Source organism: Indolivaga alginatilytica, from assembly GCF_003201355.1.
In the GTDB taxonomy this organism is placed as follows: Bacteria; Bacteroidota; Bacteroidia; order Bacteroidales; family Dysgonomonadaceae; genus Dysgonomonas_A; species Dysgonomonas_A alginatilytica.
The window spans coordinates 31,851-56,383 of sequence record NZ_QICL01000012.1; the positions used below are offsets into that span (position 1 = coordinate 31,851).

21 protein-coding genes are annotated in these 24,533 nt (G+C 37.9%); 8 read left to right on the forward strand and 13 right to left on the reverse strand.

The features are described 5' to 3' along the window. Positions 1-79: 79 nt before the first annotated feature. Positions 80-1,408 carry a dGTP triphosphohydrolase gene (gene dgt, locus CLV62_RS10535; protein ID WP_110310747.1) on the forward strand — a complete coding sequence of 443 codons (1,329 nt, stop codon included), beginning with the start codon at positions 80-82 and terminating at the stop codon, positions 1,406-1,408. 88 nt (positions 1,409-1,496) lie between these two features. Here dgt and CLV62_RS10540 read toward each other — a convergent pair whose 3' ends face one another. The 13 genes from CLV62_RS10540 to CLV62_RS10600 form a co-directional block, all read right to left on the reverse strand. Continuing rightward, a complete protein-coding gene (locus CLV62_RS10540) occupies positions 1,497-2,087 on the reverse strand; it encodes a YiiX/YebB-like N1pC/P60 family cysteine hydrolase (protein WP_110310748.1) in 591 nt (196 codons plus the stop codon). 69 nt (positions 2,088-2,156) lie between these two features. Beyond that, positions 2,157-2,501 (reverse strand): DUF4878 domain-containing protein, encoded by a 345-nt coding sequence (locus CLV62_RS10545; RefSeq protein WP_110310749.1) that lies wholly within the window; start codon positions 2,499-2,501, stop codon positions 2,157-2,159. 60 nt (positions 2,502-2,561) lie between these two features. Next, positions 2,562-4,847 (reverse strand): NADP-dependent malic enzyme, encoded by a 2,286-nt coding sequence (locus CLV62_RS10550; protein ID WP_110310750.1) that lies wholly within the window; start codon positions 4,845-4,847, stop codon positions 2,562-2,564. Positions 4,848-5,064: 217 nt separating this feature from the next. Further along, positions 5,065-5,565, reverse strand: coding sequence for a thiol peroxidase (gene tpx, locus CLV62_RS10555; RefSeq protein ID WP_110310751.1), 501 nt, complete (start codon positions 5,563-5,565; stop codon positions 5,065-5,067). Positions 5,566-5,649: 84 nt separating this feature from the next. Then, positions 5,650-8,484, reverse strand: coding sequence for an excinuclease ABC subunit UvrA (gene uvrA / locus CLV62_RS10560; protein ID WP_110310752.1), 2,835 nt, complete (start codon positions 8,482-8,484; stop codon positions 5,650-5,652). A gap of 138 nt (positions 8,485-8,622) precedes the next feature. Then, the gene (locus tag CLV62_RS10565; RefSeq protein ID WP_110310753.1) at positions 8,623-9,597 is read right to left on the reverse strand and encodes a lytic transglycosylase domain-containing protein; all 975 of its coding nucleotides are present in this window, start codon (positions 9,595-9,597) and stop codon (positions 8,623-8,625) included. A 176-nt stretch (positions 9,598-9,773) separates the two neighbouring features. After that, on the reverse strand, positions 9,774-10,568 hold the full coding sequence (cdaA, locus tag CLV62_RS10570; RefSeq protein ID WP_221409238.1) for a diadenylate cyclase CdaA: 795 nt from the start codon (positions 10,566-10,568) through the stop codon (positions 9,774-9,776). A gap of 92 nt (positions 10,569-10,660) precedes the next feature. Further along, the gene (gene folP / locus CLV62_RS10575; protein WP_110310754.1) at positions 10,661-11,494 is read right to left on the reverse strand and encodes a dihydropteroate synthase; all 834 of its coding nucleotides are present in this window, start codon (positions 11,492-11,494) and stop codon (positions 10,661-10,663) included. Between the two features lie 108 nt (positions 11,495-11,602). Then, entirely contained in the window at positions 11,603-12,784 is a 1,182-nt protein-coding gene (locus CLV62_RS10580; RefSeq protein WP_110310755.1) for a M24 family metallopeptidase, read from the reverse strand. Between the two features lie 79 nt (positions 12,785-12,863). Next, positions 12,864-13,439, reverse strand: coding sequence for a nicotinate (nicotinamide) nucleotide adenylyltransferase (gene nadD / locus CLV62_RS10585; RefSeq protein WP_110310756.1), 576 nt, complete (start codon positions 13,437-13,439; stop codon positions 12,864-12,866). Further along, positions 13,436-14,002, reverse strand: a complete 567-nt coding sequence (gmk, locus tag CLV62_RS10590) for a guanylate kinase (RefSeq protein ID WP_185144261.1) — start codon at positions 14,000-14,002, stop codon at positions 13,436-13,438. The genes nadD and gmk overlap by 4 nt, the downstream gene beginning before the upstream one ends. A 92-nt stretch (positions 14,003-14,094) precedes the next feature. Next, positions 14,095-14,967, reverse strand: a complete 873-nt coding sequence (locus CLV62_RS10595) for a YicC/YloC family endoribonuclease (RefSeq protein WP_110310758.1) — start codon at positions 14,965-14,967, stop codon at positions 14,095-14,097. A gap of 167 nt (positions 14,968-15,134) precedes the next feature. Next, on the reverse strand, positions 15,135-16,457 hold the full coding sequence (locus CLV62_RS10600; protein ID WP_185144262.1) for a voltage-gated chloride channel family protein: 1,323 nt from the start codon (positions 16,455-16,457) through the stop codon (positions 15,135-15,137). Positions 16,458-16,770: 313 nt separating this feature from the next. On the opposite strand from CLV62_RS10600, the gene CLV62_RS10605 reads away from it, so the two are divergent. The 7 genes from CLV62_RS10605 (at position 16,771) to CLV62_RS10635 (ending at position 24,531) form a co-directional block, all read left to right on the forward strand. Further along, on the forward strand, positions 16,771-17,298 hold the full coding sequence (locus CLV62_RS10605) for a hypothetical protein (RefSeq protein WP_110310759.1): 528 nt from the start codon (positions 16,771-16,773) through the stop codon (positions 17,296-17,298). 168 nt (positions 17,299-17,466) lie between these two features. Continuing rightward, a complete protein-coding gene (gene aldA / locus CLV62_RS10610; protein WP_110310760.1) occupies positions 17,467-18,903 on the forward strand; it encodes an aldehyde dehydrogenase in 1,437 nt (478 codons plus the stop codon). 573 nt (positions 18,904-19,476) lie between these two features. Then, a complete protein-coding gene (locus CLV62_RS10615; protein ID WP_110310761.1) occupies positions 19,477-20,121 on the forward strand; it encodes a hypothetical protein in 645 nt (214 codons plus the stop codon). 10 nt (positions 20,122-20,131) lie between these two features. After that, on the forward strand, positions 20,132-21,715 hold the full coding sequence (locus tag CLV62_RS10620) for a PKD domain-containing protein (RefSeq protein ID WP_110310762.1): 1,584 nt from the start codon (positions 20,132-20,134) through the stop codon (positions 21,713-21,715). Positions 21,716-21,724: 9 nt separating this feature from the next. Further along, positions 21,725-22,381 carry a hypothetical protein gene (locus CLV62_RS10625; RefSeq protein ID WP_110310763.1) on the forward strand — a complete coding sequence of 219 codons (657 nt, stop codon included), beginning with the start codon at positions 21,725-21,727 and terminating at the stop codon, positions 22,379-22,381. Between the two features lie 603 nt (positions 22,382-22,984). Further along, positions 22,985-23,740 carry a hypothetical protein gene (locus CLV62_RS10630; protein ID WP_110310764.1) on the forward strand — a complete coding sequence of 252 codons (756 nt, stop codon included), beginning with the start codon at positions 22,985-22,987 and terminating at the stop codon, positions 23,738-23,740. Positions 23,741-23,748: 8 nt separating this feature from the next. After that, a complete protein-coding gene (locus CLV62_RS10635; protein ID WP_146212727.1) occupies positions 23,749-24,531 on the forward strand; it encodes a hypothetical protein in 783 nt (260 codons plus the stop codon). Positions 24,532-24,533 lie beyond the last annotated feature (2 nt).

Below are 24,533 nucleotides of genomic sequence, written 5' to 3' on the forward strand. Positions count from 1 at the left end.
CAGTGAGCAGTCAACAATTATTAGTTTTATTTCTTGATAATTGTTGACTGCTCACTGTTGTCTGTTAACTGATTTAATTATGGAATGGCAAAAACTATTATCGTCTAAACGTTTTGGAATGGAAGAGTTTCATGACGAAAGACAACATGATCGCTCCGATTTCCAAAGAGATTACGACCGCCTCATCTTTTCATCGCCTTTCAGAAGGCTTCAAAATAAAACTCAGGTATTTCCACTTCCGGGCAGTGTATTTGTACATAATAGACTAACACACAGCCTAGAAGTATCTTCCGTCGGGCGATCTATCAGTTTGATGGTATCCAAGTCGCTACGTACCAAATACCCTGATTCTCCTGCTGCTTTTGAGGAAATAGGATCGATTGTTGCCGCTGCCTGCCTGGCTCACGATTTGGGTAATCCACCTTTCGGGCATTCGGGAGAAAAAGCCATTGCCACTTATTTTTCGGAAGGTAAAGGACAACCTCTTTATCATGATATAGTAAAAGGAGACGGACGATGGGAAGACTTTATTAATTTCGATGGAAATGCAAACTCTATCCGCTTGTTAACTCATCAGTTTACAGGACGTAGAAAAGGAGGCTTTGCTATGACTTATTCCATGCTGGCTTCTATCATTAAATATCCCTTTTCATCAGAACTGGCACATGGTAAAGGTAAATTCGGGTTCTTTCAAGCAGAGGAGGCTGACGTAACAAAAATAGCCGACGAACTGGGAATACCTAAATTGCAGGAACAACCCCTTAGATTGGCTCGTTACCCGCTTGTTTACCTTGTAGAGGCTGCCGATGATATATGTTACAAGATTATGGACATTGAGGATGCTCATAAACTACATATTCTGACAACTGAAAGAACAATAGAACTTTTTATGAATTTCTTTCCTCCCGAAAGGCAAGAAAAAATGAGAAGAACAATGCTGCTCGTAAACGACGTTAATGAACAATTGGCTTATTTACGATCTAATGTAATAGGTTTGCTTGTAAATGAATGCGCTCAGGTATTCATAGACCACGAAGAAGAAATTCTTAACGGAACGTTCAGTGGAGCTTTAATCAAACATATCCCTAACCTTTCAAGAGAAGCATATAAAACATGTACTGAATACAGTGTCAAATACATCTATAGGGCTAAAGATGTTCTGGATATAGAACTCGCAGGACATCGCATCATCGGATTACTATTGGATACATTGATGGATGCAATACGCGATCCGGACAAAGCTTATTCTCAACTTTTATTAAGAAGGGTTCCCGAGCAGTATGAGGTACAAGACCCCTCATTATATACTCGTGTATTGGCTATCTTAGATTATATATCGGGGATGACCGATATTTATGCGTTAGATTTATATAGAAAAATTACAGGAATGAGTCTACCTGCCGTTTAAGGTCGCAGACCTTTTTATTGCTTTGGCTGGGCTTAACAAATAGAGGCTGTTATGTCGATAAAATATCGCATTAAATATTTAACACTACTTAATATTTTCGGATTATCGGTTTCATTTCTTTTATGAGGTAAGTATCGTCAATAGCATAGTATTGCTTATTACGAATTAGTCCCGTTGGTTTTATCAGATTCCGATGGACGGCGTTATTTACCGAAATAGCAATTAACTCGGTACAATATACTTTTTCGTCAGAGCTATTGTCAAAATCGAGATCGAAAGGCGTTTCCTTAGTCAAATATTGAGTAGCAACATAAACGATAGAATCTCTCACTATTTGTGTTGTATCTAATCTATAAATTCCCCAAGTTGATATATCTTTCAGAAAAGTATTTAGTTCCTCTTTTCTGACACCTCCTATTCCCGTAAATTCACTTGCCTCAGAATGTATTACATATACTTGGCTGCTGTCTATAACGATAATACCGCCATGGGAATACAACTGTTCTTTATTTGATGATTTTCTAAAATAATCAGAAAAGAATCCATTCCCATGACGATATACAATATCTCCATTTTGAAGCTCCTGAGTGTTTAAACCTTTATTATTGATTTTCTCATTCTTATGACAACCGAATAATAATAGTAACAAGCTTAACAAAAACACTTTAAGTGTATCCAACTATTTACTCTATATATTTAAATAATAACCGGTGATCACACTTACCAAGCTAATAAAAAGGTTTGTGCCTTATTTACCCATTGTAACTTTCCATTCACCATCTCGTCTCACTAAGTTGAGCTCTTCCTGATTACCCTGAGGCGATATATAAGTAACCCAAGCTATTGTATCTCCTACAATTGAATCCTTAATCATCTCAAACTTAAAGTCCGGATATTTAGGTAGAGCATCACCCGACATTTGAGTTGCCATATCCAAAAGAGAGGCAGTACCCGCTGTCATGTATTTTTTAGCTTCCTCCGTATCACCCTTAGCCATGCTTTCAGTGAATTTTTCGGCAGCGACTTTCGGTGAATTGCTGTTACAAGAAACAAAAGCAACCGAAACGAATAATAGTAATACTATTTTTTTCATAAATATCTATTTTGAGGTCATAGACCTTTTATTTTTTTAGGCAGATTATGCTCTGATTAATTAATTTGACGATTTACTCTCATATACAATTGCATCAATAACAGCTACCGTTGTCAGATTTATAATATCCCGCACCGAGCTTTCTATATCCGTAAAATGTACAGGTTTATTCAAACCCATTTGAATTGGTCCTATTGTTTCACCCGATATACCCAAATCGACAAGCAATCTGCTTACTACATTTGCCGAGCTTAAATTAGGAAATATAAGTGTATTTACATCCTTACCCTTCAATGTATTAAAAGGAAATGTTGTATCTCTTAATTCTTTGTTCAATGCAAAATTAACCTGCATTTCTCCATCAATTTCTATCTCCGGATTATTTTTATGCAAATAATCTACCGCTTGAGCAATGCTATGAGGACTTCCGTCTTTATCTGCTCCAAAGTTAGAAAAAGATAGCATTGCCATTATAGGATCGACATTAAAAAACTTCACTGCATTATGAGTCAATTTTGCAATATCAACCAAAGCATCCTTATTAGGCCATCTGTTTATCAGCGTATCGGCAATAAAGAACGTACCCTTTTTAGTTTGCAGAATATGCATTGCTGCAAAATGATCGGTATCAGGACGTAGACCTATAACTTCTACCGCCTTTTGGGCAAACTCCTGATAATGGCTATACACACCCGTAATCAAAGAATCAGCTTCTCCGGTTTCAACCATCATCATACCGAAATAATTACGGTCATTCATCTTTTCGAAGGCTTCGACATAAGTAATACCTTGTCTTTGTCTCTTTTCAGATAATAAACGTGCATACTTATCACGGCGGATATCTTCGGTAATCGCTCTATGGTTAATAATCTCAATACCTGAAATATTCAAATTATTCTCTTTAGCTATTCGCTGTATACGCTCTGCATTACCGATAAGAATAGGATAGCAGATCTCTTCGCTTTTAGTAAGGACAGCAGCCTTTATCATATTGATATGATTGCCTTCGCAGAACACTATTTTCTTTGGATTTTTTTTGGCTAAGCTGGTCAATTGTCTCATCAGTTTATTACTGTATCCCATCATCTCGGTCAACTTATTTTCATAGGCAGACCAATCTTCAATAGGTTTACGAGCAACCCCCGATTCTATAGCAGCTTTAGCAACCGCAATAGATACAGCAGTCAATAAACGAGGGTCTAATGGCTTGGGAATAAAATAATCTCGTCCGAATATAGTACGTTGAAGCCCGTAAGCAGCATTTACAACATCGGGAACCGATTCTTTTGCCAAATTAGCCAGAGCTTTTACGGCAGCCAACTTCATTTCCTCATTAATACCTTTGGCTCTCACATCCAAAGCACCACGAAATATATAAGGGAATCCCAGTACATTATTTACCTGATTAGGATAATCAGATCGTCCTGTTGCGAATATAACATCTTCTCTTGCTCCAACTGCATCGTCATAAGCAATCTCCGGATCAGGATTTGCCAAAGCAAATACAATCGGATTGTCATTCATCAATTTCAGCATATCGGGAGTTACCACTCCGGCTTTAGAAAGTCCTAAGAAAACATCGGCGTCTTTCATTGCTTCAGTCAATGTAGAAATATCCCTATCGGTAGCAAAGAACTTCTTCTGATCATCCAGATTTGTTCTGCTTGAAGATATTACACCTTTACTGTCGCACATTACCACATTCTCTTTACGCACTCCTAAGCTCATATACAATTTAGTACAAGCTACGGCAGACGCTCCTGCACCACTCACTACAAGCTTTACTTCCTCTATCTTCTTTCCTGCAATTTCCAAGGCATTCAATAAAGCAGCAGACGAAATAATAGCTGTACCATGTTGATCGTCGTGCATAACAGGAATATCAAGCTCCTCTTTCAGTCGACGTTCTATTTCAAAACATTCAGGAGCTTTTATATCTTCGAGATTGATTCCTCCAAAAGTTGGAGAAATAGCTTTTACAGTTTGGATGAATCTTTCAGGATCTTTTTCATCTACTTCTATATCAAATACATCTATGCCTGCAAATATTTTAAAAAGCAATCCTTTACCTTCCATTACAGGCTTTCCTGCCAAAGCACCAATATCACCGAGCCCCAGTACTGATGTACCGTTTGATATAACTGCCACCAAATTACCTTTGATAGTATAATCGTATGCCGTATCCGGATCTTTTTCTATTTCGAGACAAGGTTCTGCTACACCCGGCGAATAGGCTAATGCCAAATCGGTTTGAGTACTATAAGGTTTGGTTGGAACCACCTCTATTTTTCCGGGTTTGCCCTTCGAGTGATAAAGCAAGGCTGCTTCTTTGGTAACTTTTCTCATAATGCCAATACAGGTTCTAGATTATTTTACAAATTAAATTCTTAAATGATAGAAGAATTATGCCAGAAATAATGGATTCTGATACAAAAACGAAGTTAGTGAAAAAGCGCGATTTGCTCTTTATATATGTGGGTTAAAAAGAAGGTAAGTGTTATAAAAATAGAAAGTCCGCGAAATCACTTCGCAGACTCTCCTTCTTAACACAAACTTTACAAAACTACACAATAGAGTTGATTGCGGTCTGATAATTAGGCTCTTGCGTAATCTCAGGAACCAACTCAATGTACGATATATTTCCTTTAGGGTCGATAACTACCACTGCACGGGCTAAAAGGCCTTTAAGTGGACCATCTGTCATCAACACGCCATAATCTTTTCCAAATTCCGGGCTTCTAAAAACTGACACCGGAGTTACATTGTCAATTCCTTCTGCTGTACAAAATCTTCCGGCAGCAAAAGGAAGGTCTGCTGATACTGCCAAAACAACTGTGTTGTTTAATTTAGCAGCCTCCTGATTGAATTTTCTAACAGAAGCAGCACATACACTAGTGTCTAAACTCGGAAAAATATTCAAAACAACTGTTTTTCCTTTATAATCAGAAAGAGACACTTCTGCTAACTGACCATTTACTAATGTAAAATTAGGAGCTTGAGTTCCTTTACCTGGTAAATTACCTATAGTATTAACCTCACCACCTTTAAAACTTATTTTTGCCATAATCTATTGTTTTATTGATGCTCTCTAATTCAAGAGCAAATTTAATCTGTTTTTTGTTATTTATCTCACGAAAATCTCTTTTTTTTATATTTTTAACTCTAATTTAAGAAATTTCGATGTAATTCCTATGTTTTTTCTCACTAATTCCTCAGGTGTACCTTGCATTATTAACATTCCACCACCGGAACCACCCTCGGGTCCCATATCAATAATGTAATCAGCACATTTAATTATATCTAAATTATGCTCAATTACAATTACGGTATTCCCCCTGTCGACAAGTTGATTTAATACAGTCAGCAAAACTCTTATATCCTCAAAATGGAGCCCCGTAGTTGGTTCATCCAGAATATAAATAGTATTACCTGTATCGGTTCGAGCCAATTCCGTAGCCAGTTTAACCCGTTGCGATTCCCCTCCCGAAAGAGTAGTCGATGGTTGTCCCAACTTAATATAACCCAAACCTACATCTTGCAGGACTTTTATTTTATGCAAGATACTTGGCGTATTTTCAAAGAACTCAACCGCCGCATTTATCGTCATATTCAAAACATCTGCTATAGATTTTCCTTTAAATCTAACTTCTAGAGTTTCTCTATTATAACGCTTACCGTGACAATCCTCACATGGAACAAACACATCCGGCAAAAAGTTCATTTCAATTGTCTTGTATCCATTTCCCCCACACGTTTCGCAACGTCCTCCTTTTATATTAAAAGAAAATCGACCGGGCTTATATCCTCTGATTTTGGCTTCGGGAAGACTCACAAATAAGTTCCTGATATCTGAGAATATTCCTGTATAAGTTGCAGGGTTAGAACGAGGTGTCCGTCCGATAGGCGATTGATCTACACTGATTACCTTATCCACAAACTCCATCCCTTTAAAAGACTTATAGGGAAGAGGGTCTGCCAATGACCTGAAAAAGTGTTGACTAAGTATTGGCAACAAAGTTCCGTTAAGCAAACTCGATTTACCACTACCCGATACTCCCGTAACACAAGTGAGTGTTCCCAAAGGTATTTTTATATCTACAGATTTAAGATTATTACCTGTTGCTCCTTTTAATTCAATAGAATGCCCGTTTCCTTTTTTCCTTTTCTTGGGTATTTCTATCATTTTACGTTCATTCAGATAATCTGAAGTCATCGTATCAGCTTTCAGCATTTCTGCAGGAGTTCCGGCAAAAACCACTTCACCACCTCTTCGACCGGCAAAAGGTCCCATATCAATAATGTAATCCGCTTCGAGCATCATATCTTTATCATGCTCTACCACAACTACTGAGTTACCCGAATCACGTAATTTCTTCAATGATTTAATCAACCTCACATTATCTCTTTGATGAAGACCAATACTAGGCTCATCAAGAATATAAAGCACATTTACAAGTTGAGATCCGATTTGAGTAGCTAACCGTATACGCTGGCTTTCACCTCCCGATAAGGAAGCAGATGCTCTATTCAGAGACAAATAACTCAATCCGACATCCAATAAAAAAGTCAATCGGGAGAGAATTTCTTTTTTTATCTCTTCTGCAATAAACCGTTGCTTCTCCGAAATATGCTCATCCATGGTTTGTATCCAGTCATAAAGTTCTTGGATATCCATAACCGACAATTCTGCAATATTTTTCTCGTTGATCTTGTAATGCAGAGCTTCTATATTGAGGCGTTGTCCTTTACAATCAAGACAAGTTGTGGTCTTAATAAATTGGTTTGCCCATTTCTGAGCCGTTGCAGAAGCTTCACTTTCTTGTTGCATATTTATGTATTTTGCAACACCTTCGAAAGTAACGCTATAAGTAGAACCTCCCAGAGTCTCGTTTTTTATTTCAAGCTTCTCATCTGTTCCAAACATTATTTCGTCTAAAGCCTCAGCCGGAATATTTTTGATGGGCGTTTTTATAGTTACCCCATATTTCTCACAAATAGCTTCGATCTGCCAGAAAAACAAAGAATTTTTATACTTACCCAAAGGTGCTATACCTCCGGCATGTATACTTTGATCGGGTTTCGGCACAATCTTATCCATATCGATCTGGTTGACAACACCCAGACCTTTACATTTAGGACATGCACCAAAAGGCGAATTGAACGAAAAATTATGCGGAGCAGGTTCTCCATAAGATAAACCCGAACTGGGACACATCAACTGGCTGCTATAATGACGTACTTCACCCGATTCAACATCCTGAATCATGATTAGACCCTCACCTTGCTTCATCGCAACTCTAACACTGTTCTTTAATTGATCAGCAAATTTATTAGAGACAGCCATCTTATCTACAAGAATTTCAATACTGTGATTCTTGTAACGATCAACACGCATTCCCGGTAGAATCTCACGGATTTCGCCATCAATACGTACATTCAAATAACCCTTTTTTCTGATTTGTTCGAAAAGTTCTTTGTAATGCCCTTTACGATTTCTTACAACAGGAGCTAAGATGTATATTTTCTTACCCAAATAACGGGTCAAGATAAGCTCGAGTATCTGATCTTCAGTATACTTTACCATCTTTTCGCCCGTCAGGTACGAATATGCATCTCCTGCTCTTGCATACAAAAGTCGTAAAAAGTCATATATTTCGGTCGTAGTTCCCACTGTAGAACGTGGATTACGATTTGTCGTTTTTTGCTCAATCGAGATAACCGGACTTAATCCCGTTATCTTATCTACATCAGGACGCTCCATTCCCCCAAGGAAGTTACGGGCATATGCCGAAAATGTTTCTATATAACGTCGTTGCCCTTCTGCGAATATTGTATCGAAGGCCAGGGATGATTTTCCGCTGCCACTCAGTCCTGTAATAACGACTAGCGAATTACGGGGAATATCAACATCAATATTTTTTAGATTATGTACACGTGCACCGTATACAGATATTAATTCAGTTTCTTCAACTTTCTGATCCATTATTTTATCCTAAGGTCCCGGACCTTTTTATTGCTTTGGCTGTAGGGACAAGCCTATGTGTTTGCCTAATATGGAAAAACGCATAGATCTGCGACTACAAATCAAATTCTTTTTTTACTTCAATACTTTCTTAAAAAATTATTCTGTAATCCATTTTTTATCATACACTTTTACTTTTTCGCCCCTTTTGTAGTAAAGCGATTCGCTATCGGGTATAAGAATGGTATATGTGCTTGGCTTTTTAGCCGTGATAGTCAATTTCCGGTCTCGTAGCCAAGAATTGAAATCTTTTAGCTGTGCATAAGTTATCCCGTTGTCTTTTGCAAAAGAAGCCAGATCGGGTATACTTTCCGAAACATCAACCGATTTAAATTTGATTGGTTTGTAAAGGTGCTCAGCAGATATTACATAACCATATTTATATGGATTTTCGAAAATACATTTGATTGCCAACATTCTGAAATAGTAACGGGAAGTCTCTTCCACTAACCACAAGTCTAGACTATCCTCTGCTTGCTGTTTGTCCAATTCTCCACTGATACGCCCCATACCTGCATTGTACGACATGGCAACACTCGACCAGTTTCCATATTTTCGATAAGCACTATTCAGATATTTGCATGCAGCTAATGTCGATTTTTCAATGGAATATCGTTCGTCCACCTCACTGGTCACTTCAAGACCAAATTGGGTTCCGGTAGCAGGCATTAATTGCCATAATCCCGATGCTTTAGCAGATGATACAGCTCTAGGATCGAGCGAACTCTCTATTACAGCCAGATACTTAAAATCTTCGGGTATACCGTTTTCTTTCAAGATAGGATCTATAATAGGGAATATACGGTTTGCTCTTTTTATAAGAAGAAGTGTAGTGGAATGCAAATATGCGAAGCTATTTATTTCGCGATCGAAACGTTCATGAAGATCATAGCGGTCTAATTTCAATTTCTCTCCGGCAAAACTCACTTCATCAGGAATTTCTACGGATATTGTCATTGCCAAAACTTTAGGATTCTTACGTTCTTCCAGTGTCGATTCGGAAGTTGACAGAAGAATAACCCCTAACGAACATACACAGACAGCAGAAATTGCCAGTATTATATATTTTTTCATTATAAATTCCTTTTAATTATATTTTCGATGTAAAGTTAGAGAAATTATTACTTTCGGTTTCCCAAAAAATCCTAATTTAAGGTTTAAAACCTTTTTTACCGTTCAGTTAAATGTGACTATGATGCAGGTTCTTATTTTAAATATGCCATTAAAATCGAACTTCTGTTTGCATTCTTTTATTTATGTGTTCGCTCCGATTTATCAGCAGCATTAACAGGCTGATTTAATAACTCCTGCAATTTTTCAGGGGTTATATTAGGATATATGTGTCCTCTGCTCATGAATGAGATTTTGCCTCTTTCTTCCGAAACGGTTATTACCTGCGCGTCGGTTTCCTGACTGATACCCAATCCCGCTCTATGTCTCAATCCGAATTGTTTAGGTAAATTAGGATTCTGTGATACGGGGAGTATACAGCCTGCAGCCTTTATTTTTCCTTTGGAAATAATCATAGCTCCATCGTGAAGTGGACTATTCTTGAAAAATATATTTTCTATTAAACGTGTGCTTATATCAGCATTAATATATTCGCCGGTTTGCTCGTAAAGCCCCAACGACATTTCTTGTTCTATAACGATAAGAGCCCCCGTATAAGATTTCGACATATTCATACATGCCAAAACAATTGGAGTGACAAAAGCATTGCTTCCTGTCTCTTTACTTTTTCCTCCGAAGAGTTTCACTAATGACCTGAATACACTATTAGCACCTAAAGTCATAAGGAAACGCCGAATTTCGTCTTGAAAGAGAATAATAATAACGAACATCCCGATGCTTACAAACTTATTGAGAATAGCTCCCATAAGTCTCATCTGCAATACATGGGCAATAAGAATCCAAAGTATTATAAATGCAATGATACCCTTAAAGATAGTGGTAGTTCCCGATTTTTTGACAAGATTATATAGCTGATACATAACGAATGCAACCAGCAGAATATCTATAATGTCTTTTATTCCGAAATTTTCCAATACTAAGTAACGTTAAATATTTAGTGTCATGTTTTGATAATTACAACAATCTTCGGTATCGCTCTTACCAATATAACAAACAGGATTGAAACCTAAGCTTTCAATTGTTCAACTATCTTAATAGCCTCGCAAGCTTCCTTTACGTCATGTACCCGTAAAATATCAGCCCCATTCATCAAAGCATATGTATTCAGCACCGATGTACCGTTAAGAGCCTGAGAAGGTGTGACTTCAAGAAACTTGGTTATCATCGATTTCCGAGATATGCCTACAAGCAAAGGTAATTCAAAATTTTCAAAGAAATTCAAATGACGCATCAATTCGTAATTTTGAGAGACGTCTTTTGAGAATCCAAAACCGGGATCAAGTATAATATCATTCACCCCTAACCGATGCAGATGAGCCACCTTTTCTGAGAAATAATAAGCAATATCAGGAACTAAATCGTTGTATTTATTTAATTGTTGCATTGTTTGAGGAGTTCCCCGCATATGCATCAAAATATAGGGTACTTGAAGATCAGCAACGGTTTGAAACATTTCGGAATCGAGTTCACCGCCTGAAATATCATTAACAATTGCCACATTATAATCTTTCACACAGATTTTGGCAACATCAGCATGAAAAGTATCCACTGATAAAATAACTTCGGGAAACTCTTTATTGATAGCAGACAAAGCCGGTGATAGACGGTCTATCTCTTCTTCTGAGGTAAGAAATTGAGATGCAGGGCGCGTAGATTGTGCACCTATATCAACCATTGTTCCTCCTTGAAGCAATATCTCCTCTACCCTCTTTAATATGTCAGCTACATTTTGCTTACGGCTTCCTTCATAAAAAGAATCGGGAGTAATATTAAGTATCCCCATCACAACAGGAGTAGATAGATCCAGTAATTCGCCCTTAATATTTATCGTTTTTCCCATATCTTAAGATCTCAGACCTATTTATTATTTGGTATGCAACAGCAATAGACTGTTATAATCGGAAAGCACATCATTAAATACTTTCATTTACTTAATTAACAGAGACTTTTATTTTTCCAGATCGATTATACTTTCCTCTAAAACTGTAAGATTCTCAATACTATCATCATGTACCAAATAAGTATTCTCTACACCTACCGCCCCTACATTTGGAATTACAAATTTGGGTTCGAGTGCAAAAACAGTATTACTTATAAAGACTTCTTTCGAACGGGGTGTAAGTACAGGAGGTTCATTTATTTCAAGACCAACCCCATGTCCTACAAACTTAGCTTGTAGCTTTGTCCCCATAAAATAAGCTTCGAGATCGTTCTTTTTCACCAGATCCATTGCGGTATTATAGAGGTCGGCACAAGCTGTTCCTTGTTTAGTATTCTGTTTGATAATTTCATGTATCTCTCTCGAAACTTCGTGTGCTTTATAAGCTAAGTCCGAAAGTTTTCCCACTGAGAAAACCCGAGTCATATCTGTCATCCAGGCACCATAGTTACCTGCCATATCCACCATTATTGCATCACCTTGCTTTATGGCTTCGCCACAAGCACCAAGGGGAAGTATGGGGTTTCCACCCTTGCCTCCTAAAGCAAAATCAAATGGAGATGGACTTTCCGCATTTTCACCAACCAATAAACTCCCCATATATATATCCATATTAGCACCGTAACTCCTGAATATACCTAAGGAACCATGTTTACGCATAAGATGTTCGATTTCGAATTGTAATTCGAGGTCGGTCATCCCTTTTTTATACAGGTGAGGTATTTGTTTATAAACTTCAACATGCTTTCTCGCACATTCTCTTACTTGGGATATTTCGAACTCCGATTTTACGGAACGTAGTTGACGTAGTAATACCGAAGCATTTACTGTTTCTGTTACTTGAAGAGAAGAGATAAGCCTACTGCATTCTGTAAAGGAGAGTGTATCTACTTCTAACAGCACTTTCTTAGGTAAAGGAAGCCCTCGTTTTTCTAATTCTTCTACAATTTGTTCTGGTTTACGAATAAATATTGCATTTTCTAAAACCGCCTCAGTAGTTCTTTTTAGAAAATGGAATGCTTCTCCCTCAGCAGGCAAATAGAAATATCCATTGTAGATAGATCCGGCTACGTAAAATACATTAACCCCTGTTGTCAGGATACAGGCATCTACTCCACTTTTTTGCATTTCGTTTTGAAGGCATTCTTTACGTGATTGCAAATCGTTGAATAAAGATGTATTGAAATCCATAATTTTATATTTTAAGGTCTCAGACCTTTTTTATTATTTTTATTTAATACCTATAACTACCCGAAACAACAATTATGCCTTACAGGTATAAGCCTTTTTCAATGATATACTTATGTACACTTTCGGGTAAAAAGGCATGCATATTTTTGCCTTTGGCCAAAGCCTCTCTTATAAAGGTAGACGAGATCTCTATAACGGGAGAACTAAGAGCCTCAACCCTATCTTTCAACTTCTTAGAGATAGAAATCCGATAACCGAACCGAGGGTATACATATATTCTATATTGCTCTAATATCTCTTCAAAATCCCTCCATCTGTCGAATGCTTCCCAATTGTCAGCTCCAATAATCAAGGCAAATGTATTTTCGGGATAAGCTTCACTTAAAGCCTCTAAAGTATGTACAGTATAGGACGGCTTGGGTAAGGAAAACTCGAAATCGGAAGCTTTTAATTTGGGATAGTCTGCCAATGCCAGTTTTGTCATTTCGAAACGGGTATTCTCGTCTAATAAAATAGCATCTTCTTTCAGCGGATTCTGTGGCGTCACCAAAAACCAAACTTCATCTATATCCGTAAATTCGGTGATGAAGTTGGCTAACACCATATGCCCGATATGAATCGGATTAAATGATCCTGAAAAAATTCCGATTTTCATTGTCCTAAAAATTTAGAGACTACAGACAAAGCCTCCGCTTTAGCAACTTCTAAGTCTTCATTACGAATAACGACATCGAACTGAGGGGCAAATGTCATCTCATATTCGGCTTTTGCAATCCTGTCTTTAATTACCTCGGGACTATCTGTACCTCTTTTTTCTAACCTGTCCTTTAAAGCCTCAATAGATGGTGGTTCAACAAAGATCGACAATGCTTTGTCACCATAATATTTTTTAATATTACAACCGCCAACTACATCCACATCAAAAATCACATTACCGCCATTATCGGTAATACGTTGTATTTCGGACTTTAGTGTACCGTAATACCTATCGTAATAAACCTCTTCGTATTCGAGGAACTCATTGTTTTTTATTTTTTCTCGAAATTCATCAGGTGACAGAAAATAATATTCTACTCCATCCCTTTCAGTGCCTCGTGGAGGACGGCTTGTTGCTGAGATAGAAAAAGAAAGGTTCAGATTCTGCTGCAATAAATAATTTACTATTGTCGATTTTCCTGCGCCCGAAGGTGCCGAAAAGATAAGAAGTTTACCCATCAATTAGTTACAAGTAATTAGTTATAAGTTACAAGTCTGTTTTTGAGAAAACAAACTTGCAAGAATATATCGCAATGAATATTTATAAAGACAACTTACAGTACGTTAAGCACCTGCTCTTTAATCTGTTCTAATTCATCTTTCATCTGGACAACTATTTGCTGCATCTGAACATGATTTGCTTTAGAGCCTGTTGTATTTATTTCACGCCCCATTTCCTGAGTAATAAATCCCAGTTTTTTACCTTGTCCCGAAGTATCATTCAATGTTTCAAGGAAATATTTCAGGTGATTTCTCAAACGTACTTTTTCTTCATTAATATCAAGCTTTTCAATATAATAAATCATTTCTTGCTCGAAACGGTTTTTATCATAATCAAAGTTCTCAATTTTTTGAAGAGCTTCGATGATTCGGGTTTTCACCTTTTCAACTCTCTCTGACTCATAAGGTTCTATATCTGCCATAAGAGTACTGATATTAGAAACCTTCTGAATGAATAAGTCTTCCAACATTTTACCTTCTTGTTTTCTGAATTCTACAAGTTGGTCTAATGCTTTATTTATGGTATCAGATACTACTTTCCACTCTTCTTCATCTGCTTCCTGAGCTTCATATTTCAGCACATCCGGCAGTCTCAACAATACTTGAAACCAATCTGCAGGAACATCTACCCCTAGTTTTTCGGAAGAATTTTTTATCTGATTATAATATGCTTCAAGTACATTTTGATTGATTTGTGATGTAGTTTCTTTGCTTGTATTTTCGATATAAATAGCAAAATCAACCTTACCTCGTTCAAGGCGACGGGCTATCAGGCTACGCACATTCAACTCTTGCTCTTTGTATACACTTGGAATACGCACAGACAAATCCAGTTGTTTGCTATTCAAGGATTTAATCTCAACCGTAATTTTCTTGTTTGATAATTCGGCTGTTGCTTTGCCAAACCCTGTCATCGATTGTATCATATAATTTGTTTTAAGGTCTCAGACCTATTTATTACTTTGGCAGGCATAAATGCAACTGATAGTTATTATTCAAATAAGGTTGCATTAAATACTTACTGGTTATTCTTTCACAAAAGTAACTTTTTTAGACGAAACTACGGTCTAAATTCATACTTCAAATATATTCCTCAGCGCTTTATTTCGTCCAAGTGCCTACCTTTCTCATGTAGATACTTACCATACTTGGGTTCGCCCACTATTTGCTTTCCATAAATACCTGTATGTCCAGATATTAAATAAGAAATTACGCACGCAATTGCAGCATATACGCCACATCCGCCACCAAATAATTCGATAGCCATTATAGAGCAAGCTATGGGCGTATTAGTAGCTCCGGCAAAAACCGCTACAAATCCTATTCCCGCCAACAGAGCCATAGGCAGTGGAATGAACAATGAAAGAGCATTCCCCAATGCAGCACCTATAAAAAACAGAGGGGTAACTTCGCCTCCTTTAAATCCTGCGGCAAGGGTTACTATGGTAAATGCTATTTTCAGAAGGAAAGCATAAGGAACTAACTGACTATCGAAAGAATCGACGATAACAGGAATACCCAACCCAATATAGTCGGTCGTATCGATTGCCCAAACAGCAATAATTACGATTATACCTCCCACAAAAGGGCGAAGAGGCGGATATTTTATTTTTGATTTAAAGATATTCGTCACAAAATGAATCCCTTTACTAAAAAGCACAGCACAAAGCCCGAAGGCAATTCCTGCCAGAATGGTGTACAATAAATTTAAAGGTGAAATATCGGGAATAAAAGAGATTTCATAGTGGGTATGGTTAGCCTGCCAAGCCTTAGTAACTGCATCGGCAATAACGGATGCCAGAAGTGCAGGAAACAACGTATTATACCTTAACCTACCGATTAAATAAAATTCAAGCCCAAAAATTGCTCCGGCAAAGGGTGTTCCAAAAACAGAACCAAATCCGGCAGCAGTAGCCGCAACAAGCAAGATACGACTATCTTCGGCTGTTAATCGGAAAGGTTTACGAAACACATCGGCAATAGCTCCCGCCATCTGAATAGCTGTACCCTCACGCCCGGCAGAACCTCCAAACAAATGAGTGACTACCGTACCTAGAAATACCAAAGGAGCCATTCGGAAGGGAATTCTTTTTTCAGGTTTGTGAATGGTATCAATCAATAGATTATTGCCTGCATTTGCTTCTTTACCATAATAGTGATAAAGTAGCCCAATAAGCAAACCGGCTATCGGAAGCAGTGCTATAATCCAGATATGTGATTCTCTGTAATTGGTCACAAAATCCAGAGAATGCAGAAACAGGGCCGAGGCCGAGCCAACACAGACTCCGATAATTGCAGTAATTAATATCCATTTAAGAATATATAGTATCGCAGGAAAATTTCTTAGGATGAGTAGAAATTGAATTCTGATTTTTCGCACAGAAAATGGATTTGTTTCTTTATTTAATAGCTTCATACCTTAAGCTCTCAGAGCTTTTTATTGCTTAGCAAGTGCAATAACTAAAAACCGGTTATGTTTATAAATATATCATTAAATACATTCAATTACTCTAAATTAAGCATCTAATCATTATCTAACAATAAGGTGTCACCAAATTGTTCAAAACAGCTGGTTAAGGAAGACACCATTTCCTGAATATTTATCACTCCACAAATATAATTGCTTTATATTTCAAAATAAAAGAAGGACTGATTAAAATAGCAGATTTTTTGTTGCAGGATTTACAACTCTTACATACTTTTGAGCCCGAATTAAAAACGACCCGTTCATGAAATCAAAGTATACTTCTTTACTCAGATTCGAGACTATTATTATAATATTTATTCTTGTTGCTTTTTCTCTGACTTGGATTAGTTGGGGGAAGCTTATTGTTACAGGTTGGGATCTCCCTTCACTATATAAAAAGACCACTAAAATATCGAATACAATAATGTTCTTCTCTAAAAAGGACTCTCCTCATTTGGCATATGTCTTTTACATTGTACCGTTATTAGGCTTATTATCTGCAATATTCCTGTTTAAGATGAAATATCGTACAGCCAACTTCATCCTGCTATTAACCTCTGCTTTAGGAATATTTGTTTCTCTATACATGTATGTTTACTTCATCAGTTCCAAAATGTTCAAACTATCAAATGCAGGAGGAGGCATACATCTTTTACTCTTTGTTAGTACCGTTGGATTAATATGGTCTTTTGTTTACTGTTCAAGGAAAAAGAAGAGTGTCAACGAAAACATATCTCCTGAAACTATCGGAGAACCCGACAGTCAACTTTACGAAAAAGAAATGGACTGAATCCATTTAACACAGTAGAAAGGACAAAAGCAAGAGTCTTTTTTTTGTTTTTTTCGCATTCTTTCGTGCCGGAAGTCTAAAGTATTTTCATATTTTTGGGATTATAGCTACTTATCACAATTTAAGGCTAATAATTTTTAACCAATTAAAAATACTACTCGTAACGCCATGAAAGAATTAAAAATGTTTATTGATGGTAAATTCATCGAAAATACTTCCGGAAAATGGATTGATGTACTAAACCCTTCAACAGAAGAAGTGATCGCGCGTATGCCTGACGGCACATTGGATGACACAAAAAAAGCAATTGATGCAGCAGATGCAGCTCAGGATCAATGGGAGAAAATTCCTGCTGTCGAAAGAGCAGGCTACCTACTAAAAATTGCAGCCGGCATCCGCAAAAGAGAAAAAGAAATAACAGATATTATTGTACAAGAGGGTGGTAAAACTCAAGGTTTAGCCAATGTAGAAACATTGTTTACTGCCGACTATCTCGAATATATGGCAGGATGGGCCCGCCGCTATGAAGGCGAAATTATCCAAAGCGACCGCCCTAACGAAAATATATTCCTATTCAAAAAAGCAATTGGAGTAACAACAGGTATCCTGCCGTGGAATTTCCCGTTCTTCCTCATTGCACGCAAAGCAGCTCCGGCACTTGTGACAGGAAATACAATCGTTGTAAAACCAAGCCAGTTAACACCTATCAATGCATACATTTTCGCACAGATAGTTGAAGAGGCAGGTGTACCTAAAGGAGTTTTCAATTTGGTGAACGGACGAGGCTCTGTTATCGGCAGCGAATTGGCAGCTAACCCCAAAGTAGGAATGGTGAGCCTTACAGGCAGTGTATCGGCGGGACAACAAACAATGGCTGCGGCTGCACCCAATATCACTAAAGTATCTCTGGAACTTGGAGGTAAAGCTCCAGCCATTGTGATGGACGATGCCGACCTCGATTTAGCTGTTAAAGCAATTATTGCTTCGAGAGTTATCAACACCGGACAAGTTTGTAACTGTGCCGAACGTGTTTATGTACACAAAAACGTGAAAGAGGCATTCATGACTAAGCTGGTTGCAGGAATGAAAGCTGTAAAAGTGGGAGATCCAAATAAGATTCAAGACCTGGATATGGGTCCATTAGTAGAAGCTAACGCTTTGAAATCAGTTCAGGAGAAAGTCGATAAAGCAATCAAACAAGGAGCGAAATTAATATGCGGAGGTAAACGTATTGGCGACAAAGGATATTTCTTTGAACCGACAGTACTCGATGGTGTTACCAACAAAATGGACATTATTCAAGAAGAAACATTTGGGCCCGTACTACCAATTGTTGAATTCTCTGACATCAATGATGCTATTGCTTGGGCGAATGACTCTGAATTTGGTTTAACCTCTTCTGTATATACTCAAAATCTGGATACAGCATTCAAATTAGTGAGAGCTCTTAAATTCGGTGAAACATACATCAACCGTGAGAATTTCGAGGCAATGCAGGGATTCCATGCCGGATGCCGCAAATCGGGTATCGGCGGTGCAGATGGAAAGCATGGCTTAGAGGAGTACTTAAGAACCCATGTTGTTTATCTGGAAACTAAAGGATAAGATTATATCACAACAATAAACCTAAAATGCCCGGATGTTAATTTTTTCCGGGCATTTGTTCTTGTTAAAGAAAAATAACCTATATTTGCCTCATTGAATCACTCTTTTAATTATAGCATGACCATCCGATTAACAAATATATCCACCGACAACAATCTAAAATTTAACTATTTAGATTTGTTTCTGTGCGTTGAAATGTTAGAGAGAGAGAGAGAGAGAGAGAGAGAGAGAGAGAGAGAGAGAGACTAACTAGCAAGCACGTTACTAAAAAAAATATTTCAGGCGGAATTTTCCGTCTTTTTTCATTATCGTGTCGTATCCACACACTCGTTCATTCTTTAAAATATTTCCCCAATAAATACATTGATAGTTGTTTCGGTAAACGTTTTCGTGTAACCGGTTTGTTTTGTTGTTGTCGTTCAAAATCGGCACGAATCATCCGTTTACCTATGTCACAGCTATGTCCGGCAGCAATATGTAGAGATTACATGTTGCTGCTTTTTTTAGTAAACAGCTATCGACTATTAAGTTATCAACAAATAGTAAATCAAACACATATAAATAATTAAGACAATGAAAAAACTTTATTTAACAGCTATAAGCTTATTTTTAATGGGCTTAATCCATGCACAAATCGGGATAAATACCGAAACACCCCAGACAACCCTGCACGTTGTACCGCAAACCACAGGCGCTTCGACTGCCGAAGGAATTATAGCTCCTAACCTGACACGGGCACAGGTAATAAGCAAAGATGCACAATACGCAGCCGCTCAGAAAGGTGCTTATGTATATGTAACAACACTAGATGGAACTCTGACTACCAAAACGGCTAAAATAACTATACAGGGATATTACTATTTCGATGGTACTATCTGGCAACCGATGGATTACACCCCCGAATCTCTTTATTTGCCCTCATTCAACCTCCCAGTAACAGCAGTGGCAACAGGTGTAACTTACGATTTGTATAACAGTGTTTATAAATATCAGTTTACCAAGCTGGGTAATCCTACTTTTGTGAGCAGTAATGCGTCTTTAACTCAGATACCGGTTCTGTATGCTGCTAACCAGTTGGATTATGTGGTGACGTATTACGATAACACGATTATCAAGGTAAATAGTGTGTCGGCAACAGGTATACTCAATTACAATGTATTAAATCCCAATCCGGGCAATAATTCTTTTATCAACATAGTACTGGTCGTTAAGAAATAAAGGAGGAAAAATGCAAAAAAAATGTTTTATATTGCTGTTCTTTTTATTGACAGTATCATCTGGTTTTGCTCAAAAAGAGTTTTATAACTGGTTTTTCGGGCAGAATGCGACTCTTACATGGAGTAATACACAAAATGTTAATGCAGGAGGAGCCTATGGTACACCCAATGCCATGCTTACCGGTATACCAACAGCTATAACGCCAGTTTCGCCGAAAACCCAATCTCCCATGTCTACCATGGAGGGGTGTTTTTCGGTATCGGATGGAAACGGGAACTTGATGTTTTTTTCGGATGGAATTACTGTTTGGGATAAAAAATGGGATCCTATGCCCAATGCTAATCCTCTGCTGGGTACTCAAATGACAGGAAATCCGTCTTCCGCTCAATCCGGTGTGATAATACCATATCCGGGTAATGCAAGTAAGTACATTGCCATCACAATAGGATCTCAGGGGGCAAATAACCCAGCCTCTTCTGTTATAGATATGACACAGAGGGGAGGATTGGGAGATGTTATTGCCTCGACTCGTAATACTCCGTTTCTGGGCGGGCGGGGTACAATGTCCGAATCTATAACAGCAGTCGTGGCAGCAAACCGTAGCGACTATTGGATCGTAGCTCCTGGTCGTAGTGCCACATCGCCCAGCTATCTTAATGTATGGAAGGTAACTTCGGCAGGGGTTCAAAATACTGCACCTTCCAGTGTTACGTCGGTGAATCATATAACAACACCCATGGATGTGGGCGGATATATAAAGTTTACTCCGGATGCGAAACATTTTGCTTGGATAGATTACGAAAATCGTTTTTTTGCTTACGGTGATTTTAACAACACAACAGGAGTCATAAGTAATATACGCGTGCGTGACGGAGCGTTGGGTACCGCATTTCCTGCAAAAGAAAAAGGGTATGGCATAGAGTTTACGAATGATGTAAAATATATGTACTTAACTTACATTGACGATAGAGGTATAAATTACAGTGGATTGCAGGTTTTCGACTTCAATGCTTTGTTGGCAACATCAACCCCAAACTCGGTTGCTCCAATAAAACAGCTGGTAAACACCGGAAATTTGGGTTACTATCACTTTGGGGCAATACAGAAAGGCCCCGATGGCAGAATGTACATTACGGCATTGGTGTCGTCTCATATCTGGGTAATTGACAATCCTACCGACCCTACCAATATGAAAATTTATACTCTGAATAATATTCTTGGGTCGTATATAGGCAGATGGGGGCTTCCCAACTTTTCAACCCCTTGGTTTAAGATGCTAATCTCTTCGTCCACAGGCACAGAGTGTTGTTCCCGAACATCTGCCAGTTATCGACTCGAAGTTATAGGTGGCATGGGTTTTGATAGGGTTACCAAGGTTGTATTATCTTATGGTGATGGAACAAGCGTAACATACAATAATCCTACATTGGGAATATATACCGACACTCACATCTATGATACTCCCGGATTATATACTATTACTGTGACAGCTTATGATTCGAATGGAGCAGTTGAACTCTCCACAACTTCCCAAATAAAGATAAACTCGTGTGTTCTCAGAGTTAATCCGCATATCAGAGGTATAAATGAATAATGATATAGAATGATGAAAAATAATATATATATACTAATCGGTTTTACACTTTTTGCCACCTCAACTGCATACTCTCAGGTTGGAGTTCTGAATACAGATGCAAAAGCCAGTTTGCATATAACACCGTCTACTACAACGGGCAATACAGCAGAAGGAATTATTGCTCCCAACCTAACCCGGGCACAACTCATAAGCAAAGATGCCCGCTATACAGCGGCACAAACGGGGGACATGGTCTACGTAACAACCATCGACGGGACTGCAACAACAAAAACGGCTAATGTAACACGTGCGGGTTATTTTTATTTCGATGGAGCACTTTGGCAAGCGGTAGACCAACCGGGGCAGTATTTTTACCTGCCCGTTTTTTCTCTACCGACCAATACGGTGGGCACGGGCTACACCTTCGATCTGTATAATAATGTTTATAAGAAACACCTCCTGCAAACCGGAAACACTTTATACACGACAAATAACACAACATTAAGTATGGTTCCAACAGGTCGTTATGCAGCTACCGAATTAGATTATGTTGTCACCTATTACGATCAGGATGTAATAAAAATAAATAGCATCTCTTCGACCGGAGTGATTAATTACAATGTAATAAATACTAGACTTGGTGCGGCATCATTTATCAATGTGGTTCTTGTGACGAAAAGATAAAACAGATTTTACCTGTTTTAAGAGAAAGCCCGATGATAAATGCGTCACCGGGCTTTTTATCATTGATAAAATTCACCTTTTTTTTTGTATTCTAAAGAATTAAATTATACATTTGCTACGTAAATAAATGTTTTACATCTATTTATTATTGTAATAAATAGGTTTATACACTATCAATGAATCATATTTTCACACATAAAAACTCCAATAAAAATCTAAAATTTAACAATTTAGGTTTGGATATATGCGTTGAAATATTAGAGAGAGAGAGAGAGAGAGAGAGAGAGAGAGAGAGAGAGAGAGACTAACTAGCAACCGTGTTAGTTATAAAAATATTTTAGGCAGATTATTCTGTCTTTTTTTATTTGTGCGTACAATTTACGCATCTAAATACTATCCAGCACATTATCCCCACAATAATAGCTTTGCCGATAAAAATTATCGTGCAACCGATTTGTTCTGTTGTCGTTCAAAGTCTGCACGAGCAAATAATTTATCAGGTATGGCACAGCTATGTCCGGCAGCAACATGTAGAGATTACACGTTGCTGCTTTTTTACTCTATAATCCAAACAACTAACTATTATAATACAACAACGCAGCTATGAAGAATTTTTTTCCACTAATCCTAAGCCTACTATCCATCGTTCTATCTCATGCACAAGTAGGCATCAATACAGAACATGCTCAAGGCATTTTTCATATTGATCCTAAAGGTGATACGCAAGCCGATGGTACAAAAACTGAGGATGACGTACTTGTTACCACAGACGGACGGTTAAGCATCGGAGCAGGAATAAATCCGACAGCCAGAGTACACATCAAAACAGATGCTTCCACCCAAGGATTTCGCCTTGAAGACGGAAACCAAAACAAAGGCTATGCTTTAACTACCGACAATACAGGCAATGCAATGTGGAAAACAATAGCAAAACCAATCGGTATGATACGGTGGAAGATGACTCATCCCAACTTTTCTTTCAACGGCAGTGCACAATATTTTACTGCAAATACCTTGGCAAATGTAGAGTTTGAAACAATGAATATCTCCGGAGTATCCAATACGATAAACTCAGTCACATTACCGGCGGGAAGATACTTTGTGTTTTTCAGAGGAGATATTGATGGCGAAGAATATTTAACGATGAACATTGAAGCAAACAACACCGACAAATATGCACCGGGGTTCGACGAACACTATACAGTAACCCATCTAGACATAATGGAGTTATCCTCAACTGCAACATGCAAATTATATTTCCAAGCCCTTACCAATGCTTCCTATCATATGCGTTCGGCACTCATACCACCCTTTACAGCACCGGCTTGGTACGAAATTATATTTATAAACTTAAATTGACGTATGCAATGAAAAATAAACAACCTTCTTTTTGTATTCTTCTTATGATATTATCTATTGCATATCCAATCAACAGCTTTAGTCAGATACAAGTCGGAATACTTACAAATACTCCGGAAAACGTTTTTCATATTGATGCAGCTGGCAATAACGACATTGTACCTATTATAACTAAATACAATGATGAGATAGTAGTGAATAATGATGGAAAAATGGGAATAGGAACAAACACCCCTACGGCAAAACTTCATATAAAAGGTTCGTCAAACAATAACTTTAAGCTAGAAACAGGAAACACTCCCCTAAACAATGCCGTAATGGTTAGTGATGCCGATGGGGTTGGAACATGGCAATCGTCACCGCCCTTTAATCAAAATTACAAATGGAGACTAAGTAGCTCCTTTTGGCACACAGGAGCAGCACTCAAAATGACAGGCTCTGTTACATTTTCGGGTAATTTAGTGGGAGCAGTTAATAATCCGGATTATACACTAACAATCCCTTCCGGCAAATATTTAGTTTTAATAAACGGTGATATTAATACCGAAGAATATGCATTATTTGAGCTAAGGGGTAATTATAAAACCAATCCCCAGACAACTCTAACGTTTGTAAGTTTTCGATACGAACATTATTTGGGAGGAAATTCTGCCTACATTGAGTTTCCCGACACTGTCGTGTTATCCATCTATATCACTCTGATGAGCAACCGTTATGCAAGCACATTTAGTTACGCAATCCCTTATAGCGGTTCAACCTGGTATCAACTAAATCTATTAAAACTCGAATAACC

What these genes read in the sequence shown, in the direction of transcription:
- dgt (WP_110310747.1), top strand. Translation starts at nt 80, where the DNA reads ATGGAATGGCAAAAACTATTATCGTCTAAACGTTTTGGAATGGAAGAG.
- CLV62_RS10545 (WP_110310749.1), bottom strand. Translation starts at nt 2,501, where the DNA reads ATGAAAAAAATAGTATTACTATTATTCGTTTCGGTTGCTTTTGTTTCT.
- CLV62_RS10550 (WP_110310750.1), bottom strand. Translation starts at nt 4,847, where the DNA reads ATGAGAAAAGTTACCAAAGAAGCAGCCTTGCTTTATCACTCGAAGGGC.
- tpx (WP_110310751.1), bottom strand. Translation starts at nt 5,565, where the DNA reads ATGGCAAAAATAAGTTTTAAAGGTGGTGAGGTTAATACTATAGGTAAT.
- uvrA (WP_110310752.1), bottom strand. Translation starts at nt 8,484, where the DNA reads ATGGATCAGAAAGTTGAAGAAACTGAATTAATATCTGTATACGGTGCA.
- CLV62_RS10565 (WP_110310753.1), bottom strand. Translation starts at nt 9,597, where the DNA reads ATGAAAAAATATATAATACTGGCAATTTCTGCTGTCTGTGTATGTTCG.
- folP (WP_110310754.1), bottom strand. Translation starts at nt 11,494, where the DNA reads ATGGGAAAAACGATAAATATTAAGGGCGAATTACTGGATCTATCTACT.
- CLV62_RS10580 (WP_110310755.1), bottom strand. Translation starts at nt 12,784, where the DNA reads ATGGATTTCAATACATCTTTATTCAACGATTTGCAATCACGTAAAGAA.
- nadD (WP_110310756.1), bottom strand. Translation starts at nt 13,439, where the DNA reads ATGAAAATCGGAATTTTTTCAGGATCATTTAATCCGATTCATATCGGG.
- CLV62_RS10595 (WP_110310758.1), bottom strand. Translation starts at nt 14,967, where the DNA reads ATGATACAATCGATGACAGGGTTTGGCAAAGCAACAGCCGAATTATCA.
- CLV62_RS10600 (WP_185144262.1), bottom strand. Translation starts at nt 16,457, where the DNA reads ATGAAGCTATTAAATAAAGAAACAAATCCATTTTCTGTGCGAAAAATC.
- CLV62_RS10605 (WP_110310759.1), top strand. Translation starts at nt 16,771, where the DNA reads ATGAAATCAAAGTATACTTCTTTACTCAGATTCGAGACTATTATTATA.
- aldA (WP_110310760.1), top strand. Translation starts at nt 17,467, where the DNA reads ATGAAAGAATTAAAAATGTTTATTGATGGTAAATTCATCGAAAATACT.
- CLV62_RS10615 (WP_110310761.1), top strand. Translation starts at nt 19,477, where the DNA reads ATGAAAAAACTTTATTTAACAGCTATAAGCTTATTTTTAATGGGCTTA.
- CLV62_RS10620 (WP_110310762.1), top strand. Translation starts at nt 20,132, where the DNA reads ATGCAAAAAAAATGTTTTATATTGCTGTTCTTTTTATTGACAGTATCA.
- CLV62_RS10625 (WP_110310763.1), top strand. Translation starts at nt 21,725, where the DNA reads ATGATGAAAAATAATATATATATACTAATCGGTTTTACACTTTTTGCC.
- CLV62_RS10630 (WP_110310764.1), top strand. Translation starts at nt 22,985, where the DNA reads ATGAAGAATTTTTTTCCACTAATCCTAAGCCTACTATCCATCGTTCTA.
- CLV62_RS10635 (WP_146212727.1), top strand. Translation starts at nt 23,749, where the DNA reads ATGAAAAATAAACAACCTTCTTTTTGTATTCTTCTTATGATATTATCT.